The sequence below is a fragment of the Brachyspira catarrhinii genome, from assembly GCF_005518285.1.
GTDB lineage: Bacteria > Spirochaetota > Brachyspiria > Brachyspirales > Brachyspiraceae > Brachyspira > Brachyspira catarrhinii.
This window is the reverse complement of the sequence record NZ_SJDU01000112.1, coordinates 1-6,581: the sequence shown is the minus strand read 5'-3', so window position 1 is coordinate 6,581 and position 6,581 is coordinate 1. Positions and strand designations below refer to the sequence as shown.

The following is a 6,581-nucleotide window of genomic DNA, read 5'->3' as shown; positions in this document are numbered from 1 at the left end:
TATTGGAATCGATAATTTTATTTATTTCTTCAATTTTTTCCATCTGTTTTAGAACCTTTTTTATTTTTTGATTTTACGATTATAACATAGAATTTATAATTTTCAAGGATTATATTAAAATACAGTCAATATGAAATTAGATTATAAAAAATAAGCAGAGAATAATAAATTAACTATTGCTATTTTTTATAAATTTGTTATAATTCGATTATAAAATTGATAGGAAAAATTATGAATGAATTATTTTTCGTCAAATCTTGTAAAATACTTATTCTACTTTTCAATGCGTTAGCTTTTCCTCATATCTAAAAATTAAGTAATCCGTGAGATTATAGGAATCAATATCTAATTTGATAAAAAATACATTAGAAAAAACAGTTTAAAAAAACAATATTAATTATAAATTTTATTTTTAAGGAGAAATATTATGACTATAGGAGTAACAGAAATAAGTCCAAGAGCGATTCAAAGAGAAGCCGATAGAAGATTCAAAGGAGGTTATTATTGCTGCGAAGCGCTCATAAGCACAATAAAAGACGAATTAAAACTTGATGTGCCAGACGAGGTTATAGCGATGGCATCTGGTATGGCGGTTGGCGCGGGAAAGTCGGGATGTATGTGCGGAGCTTTAAATGGAGGAATATTGGCTCTCGGAATGTTTTTTGGAAGAACGGAACAAGCGGGACCAACAGACCCAAAAAGCATAAAATGTTTGGAATTAACGCATGAGCTTCATGAATGGTTCAAAGAACATAACGGTAAAAATGCAATTTGCTGCAGAGTTCTTACCAGAGAATTTAATATGGGGCAAGGCGAACATAAAGAGCAATGCATTTACTATACGGGACTTTGCGCTTGGAAAGTGGCTCAAATAATTTCAAGAGAACTTGGAATAAAAAATATAGACGAAGTTGACGAACCTGGCGAAAGAAGAAAGATTGCGGACATTTGATATTTAAGGTTGGTTGAAAAATATGAAAGATGTAATTAAAAAAGTCCCGATTCCAATTTGCGGACTTATGCTCGGCGTATCCGCTCTTGGGAACTTGCTTCAAAGCTATTCGGAAAATGTAAGATATATTTGCGGAGTATTGGCGGTATTTTTACTTATACTCGTAATACTTAAATTAATTTTATGTTTTGAAGATGTAAAAAAAGATATGGAAAATCCTATAATGGCGTCAGTTTCTGGAACTTTTCCAATGGCGCTTATGCTTCTTACCGTTTATGCAAAACCTTTTATAGGACAAGTCGCATTTTATATATGGATTTTTGCAATCGTTTTACATATAGCGCTTATAATATATTTTACAATAAAATTTATAGCAAAGCTTGATATAAAAAAAGTATTCGCAAGCTATTATATAGTATATGTGGGAATAGTCGCGGCATCGGTTACGGCTCCCGCTTACAATCAACTTAAAATAGGAACTGCCTGTTTTTGGTTTGGATTTGTAGCGCTTATTTTATTATTGATTTTAGTTAGTATTCGATATATAAAATATAAGGAAATACCAGAACCCGCTAAACCTCTTATATGTATATACGGCGCGCCTATGAGTTTATGCATAGCTGGATATATTCAGTCGGTTAATCCAAAGGCGTTTATATTTTTAGTCGTTATGCTTATAGTATCGACTATACTTTATATATTTGCATTGGCGCAACTTATTAAATATATCAAATTACAGTTTTATCCAAGTTTTGCATCGTTTACTTTCCCGTTTGTTATTACGGCTATCGCTTTAAAGCAGTCTATGGTTTGTTTTAATAATCTTGGACATCCTATGCCTTTTTTACAAACTTTTGTTTTAATAGAAAGTTTTATAGCCATAATACTTGTTATATTTGTATATGCAAGTTTTATGAAATTTATTTTCGTTAATAAAAAAAGTTAGTATAACTAATATAACGAATTAATAAACTCCTATAATTTTATTTTCGTAGGAGTTTATTTCGTTTTATCAAATTTATAAAATTCTAAATAAAACAATCTATAAGAACTTTATTATAAAACAGGCGCTATTATTCTACAAGCGGAATTCCTTAACCTAACTAAAACGGGTTGTTTGGCGTATTCTTCGGCGGTTATTTTATGCGAATTTAAAATATCTTTTTTGAATATATTTTCAAATTTTTTGGAAATTTCCGAATCGTAAATAACGGCGTTCATTTCGTAATGCAAATAAAAACTTCTAACATCCATATTACAAGTTCCGCATGAGACAATGCTTCCGTCTATAATGCAGAATTTACTATGCAGAAAACCTTTTTGATATAAATAAATATTCACGCCCGCTTTAAGCAGAGTTTCAAAATAAGTTTGAGCCACCCACCAAGCGAGAAGTTTATCGGGATGTCCCGTTATCATTAAATTGACATTGACTCCCGACAAAGAAGCGTTTTCTAAAATTTGTAAAAATCCTTCATCGGGAACGAAATAAGGACTTTCGATATAAACGCTTTCTTTAGCTTCTTCTATCATCTTGGAATAAACTTTTTGAATCGTATCCCATTTTGAATCTGGACCCGAAGAGAGAATTTGAACGGGCAAATATTTTTCGGTAATAGGTAGAGGAAATAAATTTTTCATGTCGGTTGAATTATTGGAATTATCGTCAAGAACATAATCCAAATCTTTTCCGCCAGCGTTATGCCAATCGCAAATAAAAATATTTTGTATCAAATTACATGAATCTCCCACTATTCTTAAATGAATATCCCGCCAAGAAGAAAATCTTTTTCCGCCGTCAATATATTCCTGTCCCAAATTCATACCTCCCATATATGAGACGATTCCGTCTATAACCACTATTTTTCTGTGATTTCTATAATTGACGAATCTTGTCCAAAAAATTGAAAAAGGGTCATGATAATATAAAAATTTTATTTTGTTTCTTCTTAATTCTCTTCTATACTTTCGGCTTATGCGCAACATAGAACCCACGCCGTCAAATATCAATCTGACTTCCACTCCTTCTTTTGCTTTCTTTATAAGAATGTCTTTTATTTTTTTTCCGAGTTTGTCGCTTCGCCAAATAAAATATTCCATGTGAATAGTTTTTTCCGCAAGTTTCAAATCGTTTATCATGTTTTCAAAAAGTTCTTCGCCGTTATCAAATATTGAAACTTCGTTTTGAACGGTTATCGGAGAGTATCCGCTTTTTATGGCAAGTTTAACCAAGTTTACATTTTTACCGTAAAGTCCGCCCATATTATTAATTATATTGATTTGCTCGTCCAATATAGGAGAGAAATGCCTTTTTAACATATCTTCTGGAAGCCTCGCCGAAATTTTCTTTTTTGATTTTTTCCAATTCATTCCCAAAAAAATATAAAATATAACTCCAATGTATGGAAGAAAAACCAAAACGGTAAGCCAAGCTATAAACGAATAAGGAGGCTTATTTTCAAGAAGCATTTTTATCGCAATAAAAATTACATAACAGAAAAATATTATAGTTAATACATAAAAAATCATATAATAATCTTATAATATTAAAAGAAAAATTAAAAGTCGGTTAAAGTAAATTTAAAATCAATAATCAAAAGCGTCTTCGTCTATCTCAATATAATTATGATTATAACGATAAGAATTTTTTTCTTTTATATCCATCAAATGTTTAGGTATCTCTTCTAAAAAAGAAGATTTAATTTGTTCCATTATTCCCGTGTTTATTCTTCTTCTTTTAGAGTAAGTTAAATAAAGTTTCTTTTTTGCCCTCGTTATCGCCACATAAAAAAGTCTTCGCTCTTCTTCGATTCCGTTTTCCTCTTCCAAAGCGAAATAATGCGGAAAAACGCTATGCTCCATTCCCGTCATAAAAACCGCTTCAAATTCCAAACCTTTAGCGTTATGAACCGTCATTAAAGTTATCGCGTCTTTATTTTCGTTGTTTGAAGTATCTCTATAAAGCGAAGTTTCTTCCAAAAAAATATTTATATTCGCGTCATTTTCGATTAATTTATAATCGTAATAAGCTCTAAAAAGCTCTTTTATATTATCGTTTGCCGTTGCCATTCTTATTTCGCCATCGCTTTTAAAAATTGAAAAATAATCTATTTCATTTAAAAAATTAAAAAATATTTGCTCTATATTGATTCCTTCGTTGATTTCCGTATCTTCTTTTATTTTCTCCGAATAATCTTCTATTATCGATTTATAAGCCTTTATATTATTTTTCGCTTTTTTAGGTAATGCGGATTCTTCTATATAATCAATCGCGTCAAATAAAGTCAAACCTCTTAACATTGCAAAATCTTCGAAATTAGACAAACTTTTTTCGCCTATCGAACGCGGAGGAGTATTAATCGTCCTTCTGAAACTAAAATTATCTTTGAACCCCGTCATTAATCTTAAAAAAGCTATTGAATCTTTTATTTCGATTCTTTCGTAAAAACCGACTCCGCCTAAAATTTTGTAATCAATCGAATGAATAAGCAATTCTTTTTCGTAAACTCTCGATTGGCTGTTTGTTCTAAATAAAATAACGATGTCTTTCGCTTCAAATCCCAAATCGAAAAGTCGCTCTATTTCTTCGGCTACTTCTTTTGCCTCTTCTAAATCCGAATAGCAAATCCAATTTTCTATTCTGTATTGACTGTCTTTATTTGAAAAAACATTTTTTCTATGTCTTTTAGAATTATTTTTTATGACACTTAAAGCCGCTTCGACAATATCTTTCGGGCATCTATAATTTTCTTCGAGTCTGATTATTCTTGTATTTGGAAAATCGTTTTCAAAATTAAGTATATTTACAATAGTCGCTCCTCTGAAAGCGTATATGCTTTGGTCATCGTCTCCAACAACCGTCAAATCGTTTTCGGAATTTTGAGCGAGCAATTTTACCAATTTATACTGCTGCGGATTCGTGTCTTGAAATTCGTCCACTAAAATATATTTGAATCTTTCCTTATAATAATTTAAAACCGCTTTTTCTTTTTCAAATAATTTTATCGTATTTAGTATAAGGTCGTCAAAATCCATTAAATTTTCTTTAAGTTCGTATTCCAAATATTTATTATAAATTTTTTCAAAAATATTCCTGTCATAATTAATTTTGTCTTCCATTTCGTTTTTAACATTTGAGATAAATTTTATTACAAGTTTAGGAGTTATGCTTTTCGGAGTTTCCTCTTCTTTCATAATTCTTTTTATAATCGTTAATTTATCGCTTTCGTCCAAAATTATAAAATCGGATTTATAGCCTACATAATTTGCGTTTTCTTTCAGTATTCTTAAACATGCCGAGTGAAAAGTTCTAACAAATAATCTGTAAGGTTTTATTTCAGGCAAAAGTTCGCATACTCTGTTTTTCATTTCGTTTGCCGCTTTATTGGTAAAAGTGACAGCCATTATCCTTTCGGGCGGAATTTCGCATTCTTTTATCAAGTAGGCAATTTTTTTAGTTATGACGAGAGTTTTACCGCTTCCAGCTCCCGCAAGCAAAAGCAAAGGGCTTCCTCTATGCAGTATCGCCTCTCTTTGAACCAAACTAATATTTTCAAGTATATCCATTTATTACCAAATCATTAATGTTGAACCCCAAGTAAAACCGCCGCCGAATCCAGTGAATAAAACCAAATCTCCGTCTTTAATTTTATTTTTTTCAAGCGCATCGTTTAAAGCCAATCCTATACTCGTAGAAGAAGAATTTCCAAATTTGTTTAAAGTGACGCTTACTTTTTCCATTGGAAGTCCTATTCTTTTTGCAACCGCTTGAATTATTCTCAAATTAGCCTGATGCGGAACGAAGAATTTTACATCCGATAAACTTTTTCCCGCTTTTGCTAAAACTCTATCTATGCTGTTTGAAAATTCTGTAACCGCCCTTTTGAAAGTTTCTCCGCCTTCCATATATATTTTAAAATCCGCTCCATCGCAATCTTCCGCTCTTATAGGGCATGCGCTTCCTCCATTTAAAACGATAGTCAAATCGGGTTCGCTTTGCATATCCATAGCCAAAACGCCTCTTCCGTCTTCTCTTCCCGTTATCAAAGAAGCGGTAGCCGCATCTCCAAATAAAATTGCCGTTCCTCTGTCTTTCCAATTTATATCTTTAGTCAATTTTTCACTGCATAACATAAGAACATTTTTTGACTGCCCGCTTTCTATCAACGCGGTGATAGTATTTAAAGCGTAAACATAGCCAGAACAAGCCGCCGAAAAATCCAAAGCGAAACAATGTTTTAAACCGAGCGCTTTTTGAATCTGCCCCGCCATTGAAGGAAATATATAATCTTTAGTAACTGTCGGAACTATAATCGTGTCTATATCGCTTAAATCTACGCCTTTATTTTGCAAATTCTTCACAGCGTTTAATCCCATTTCAAAAATAGTTTCGTCTTCTCTTGCCATTCTTCTCGTTTCTATTCCCGTGCGAGTTACTATCCATTCGTTGTTCGTATCCAAAATGCTTTCAAAATATTTATTGTCCAATATTTTTTCAGGGACATAATAGGCTATATTTTTGATATATGCTCTCTTCATTTCTATTCTCCAATTTTTATTTTTCTATTTTATTTATAATTTTTATATGATTTTTATTATATAGTTTAATACAAAAAAATAAAAAATCTAT

At 31.5% G+C, this 6,581-nt stretch carries 5 protein-coding genes; 2 read left to right on the top strand and 3 right to left on the bottom strand.

Annotation, left to right across the window (positions count from 1 at the left end):
- Positions 1 to 427 precede the first annotated feature (427 nt).
- Both EZH24_RS05635 and EZH24_RS05630 read left to right on the top strand, forming a co-directional pair.
- Positions 428 to 952 (top strand): C-GCAxxG-C-C family protein, encoded by a 525-nt coding sequence (locus EZH24_RS05635; protein WP_137998164.1) that lies wholly within the window; start codon positions 428 to 430, stop codon positions 950 to 952.
- A 22-nt stretch (positions 953 to 974) separates the two neighbouring features.
- Positions 975 to 1,898 (top strand): TDT family transporter, encoded by a 924-nt coding sequence (locus EZH24_RS05630; RefSeq protein WP_137998163.1) that lies wholly within the window; start codon positions 975 to 977, stop codon positions 1,896 to 1,898.
- 110 nt (positions 1,899 to 2,008) lie between these two features.
- Here the strand turns inward: EZH24_RS05630 and cls are convergent, their stop codons facing one another.
- The 3 genes from cls to EZH24_RS05615 are packed head-to-tail and all read right to left on the bottom strand — an operon-like array spanning position 2,009 to position 6,490.
- Positions 2,009 to 3,481, bottom strand: a complete 1,473-nt coding sequence (gene cls, locus EZH24_RS05625; RefSeq protein ID WP_137998162.1) for a cardiolipin synthase — start codon at positions 3,479 to 3,481, stop codon at positions 2,009 to 2,011.
- Positions 3,482 to 3,538: 57 nt separating this feature from the next.
- Positions 3,539 to 5,518, bottom strand: a complete 1,980-nt coding sequence (locus EZH24_RS05620; protein WP_137998161.1) for an ATP-dependent helicase — start codon at positions 5,516 to 5,518, stop codon at positions 3,539 to 3,541.
- 3 nt (positions 5,519 to 5,521) lie between these two features.
- Entirely contained in the window at positions 5,522 to 6,490 is a 969-nt protein-coding gene (locus EZH24_RS05615) for a ketoacyl-ACP synthase III (RefSeq protein ID WP_137998160.1), read from the bottom strand.
- Between the last annotated feature and the right edge of the window lie 91 nt (positions 6,491 to 6,581).

What these genes read in the sequence shown, in the direction of transcription:
- EZH24_RS05635 (WP_137998164.1), top strand. Translation starts at nt 428, where the DNA reads ATGACTATAGGAGTAACAGAAATAAGTCCAAGAGCGATTCAAAGAGAA.
- EZH24_RS05615 (WP_137998160.1), bottom strand. Translation starts at nt 6,490, where the DNA reads ATGAAGAGAGCATATATCAAAAATATAGCCTATTATGTCCCTGAAAAA.
- EZH24_RS05630 (WP_137998163.1), top strand. Translation starts at nt 975, where the DNA reads ATGAAAGATGTAATTAAAAAAGTCCCGATTCCAATTTGCGGACTTATG.
- cls (WP_137998162.1), bottom strand. Translation starts at nt 3,481, where the DNA reads ATGATTTTTTATGTATTAACTATAATATTTTTCTGTTATGTAATTTTT.
- EZH24_RS05620 (WP_137998161.1), bottom strand. Translation starts at nt 5,518, where the DNA reads ATGGATATACTTGAAAATATTAGTTTGGTTCAAAGAGAGGCGATACTG.